The 2,044-nt window shown below is 49.9% G+C and carries 3 protein-coding genes; 2 read left to right on the top strand and 1 reads right to left on the bottom strand.

Features of this window, described 5'->3' with window-relative positions; translation table 11 throughout:
- Together BM122_RS21130 and BM122_RS21125 are read left to right on the top strand one after the other, a co-directional pair.
- Nucleotides 1-363, top strand: a 363-nt coding sequence (locus BM122_RS21130) for an MTH938/NDUFAF3 family protein (RefSeq protein WP_074907636.1), incomplete at its 5' end; no start/stop codon positions are given.
- A gap of 77 nt (nt 364-440) precedes the next feature.
- Nucleotides 441-1,583, top strand: a complete 1,143-nt coding sequence (locus BM122_RS21125; protein WP_074907633.1) for a 50S ribosomal protein L11 methyltransferase — start codon at nt 441-443, stop codon at nt 1,581-1,583.
- Between the two features lie 26 nt (nt 1,584-1,609).
- Here BM122_RS21125 and BM122_RS21120 read toward each other — a convergent pair whose 3' ends face one another.
- Entirely contained in the window at nt 1,610-1,939 is a 330-nt protein-coding gene (locus tag BM122_RS21120; protein ID WP_074907631.1) for a nucleotide pyrophosphohydrolase, read from the bottom strand.
- Nucleotides 1,940-2,044: the final 105 nt, after the last annotated feature.

The following is a 2,044-nucleotide window of genomic DNA, read 5'->3' as shown; positions in this document are numbered from 1 at the left end:
ATGAATCCTAGAATTGACGGTACCAAATTTGGCTCTATCACTATTGATGGGTCTGATATCGAACACGATGTTCTCATCAGGCTTTCAGGTAAGATCAAGAAGAGAAAGAAAAAATTATCCAAGGCAGTGTTCGGCACATCACATATCATCTCCCTTGAAGAGGCTGAGCATATATTCGAAAAGGGAACTGAACGGCTTATCATTGGCTCAGGCCATGATGGCAATGTCACGCTCTCTAAAGAGGCATCAGAGTATTTCCAGAAAGAGGGAGTCCGAGTTGATCTCTCCCCTACTCCCGAGGCCATTCACCAGTGGAACAAGGCTAAAGGCCCAACCATCGGGCTTTTCCATGTTACTTGCTGATCTCTGCATCCCGCCATGTATTTATATGACTATTCCTTCGCCGCTCCTACCCAATCGCGACTAGCTCGTCTATCACCATGAGCGATTATCCTGTCATTAGCTGGAACGAAGCCGGCATTAAGCGATCAGCTCGCTGGCATTCAGAAAAAGGAATGCCTGCGCCCAGGCTTGTGCTGGCCATCGATGACCGCATGACTGCAGATGTAGCTTACCGCCTGGTCTGCGAAGGAACAGCACTACTGTGGAAGGGGGATTTCCAAAATGCACGCCAATTACTGCAGGCATTGGCAAGACGAATAGATAAAAAACGACTCGCACACAAAACAACCTCGTCACCTACCGAACGCTTTCATCGGTACCGCCAGACTCAATCCCAACGTGCCCGTATTTTGGGCAATCTACTCATTCCTTTCAATGCAGATCACAGCATTCCTTTACGCCGCGCGCCCGATGTACGCTTGGAGTGTCTTGAAGCGCATGGTCCGCGGACAGAAGCTTATATCGCATCACTTTGTGAATTACAGGGGCTGATCGGGGCCTTTGAGTGGCGTAAAAAGGGCATAGCGTTGCCACCAGCATTGGGTGGCCGTATTCACCCGCATTACGGTGTGTTTGCACCCATTCGAAGCGAATACGTGGATTTGGTGATCAACGCCCCCTTACCCAGGCAAGTCACGGCACAGTCTGTCGCGTTCGATATCGGTACTGGAACAGGCATACTGGCCGCCGTGCTGGCGCGCCGGGGCTTCCAGCGCATTGTCGCGACTGATCTGGATGTACGTGCCATTAATTGCGCGCGCGAGAATTTGACCCACTTGGGCATAACAACCCAAGTTGATCTGGTGCAAACAAACCTCTTTCCGGAAGGACAAGCCTCGCTGATCGTGTGCAATCCGCCGTGGATTCCCGCACGGCCCAGCTCACCGCTTGAGCATGCGATATTCGACCCGGGCAGTCGAATGTTGTGGGGATTCTTGCATGGACTCAGCTTACATCTCGCATCTGAAGGCGAGGGCTGGCTGATTCTTTCCGATTTTGCCGAACACCTTGGGTTGCGCACTCGTGCTGAATTACTTGCTGCCATTGACGCAGCGGGCCTGAAGGTTCTGAGTAAATCAGATATCAAGCCATACCATAAACGGGTGGCGGATACCAGTGACCCGCTGCACGCTGCTCGTGCAGCAGAACTCACCTCACTATGGCGGTTAGCGACAAAATGACCATTGAACTGGAACTTACAGAACGCCTATAAATCCGTGTATTTTTTCGCGACCCCTTTGGATTTAGCAACAGGATACTTCAGCGCGTTCTTTTCAATTTTCTCGAGCATGATTTGTTTAATATTAAAATCGTATTTTTCAGCTAGCAGAAAAGCAAACGCGAAAACATCGGCAAGCTCCTCTTTCACTTTGTCGATATTGGCTTGCTCAGAAGATTTCCAAAGGAATGCTTCCAGAAGCTCGCCAGCCTCAATATTCAGCGCCAAGGCGAGATCTTTCGGATTATGAAATTGCGCCCAATCCCGCTCATCACGAAACTCAACTAATGCTTGGATAATTTCTTCAATGTTGTTCATTAGAGGTAGGTCTAACTGTGGCTAATGAAAGTTTTTTTCCAGTTTGCAGCCAGGTTAAAGCTCCCAAGCCCGCTGCACGACCACTGGCCAAAGCAGCGGTGAGTA

The sequence above is a fragment of the Nitrosomonas communis genome (genome assembly GCF_900114745.1).
GTDB classification, from domain to species: Bacteria; Pseudomonadota; Gammaproteobacteria; order Burkholderiales; family Nitrosomonadaceae; genus Nitrosomonas; species Nitrosomonas communis_A.
Note: the sequence above shows the minus strand (reverse complement) of the source record. Positions and strands in the feature narration are given on the sequence as shown.

Coding starts and splice junctions, on each gene's coding strand:
- BM122_RS21125 (WP_074907633.1), top strand. CDS start 441: ATGAGCGATTATCCTGTCATTAGCTGGAACGAAGCCGGCATTAAGCGA.
- BM122_RS21120 (WP_074907631.1), bottom strand. CDS start 1,939: ATGAACAACATTGAAGAAATTATCCAAGCATTAGTTGAGTTTCGTGAT.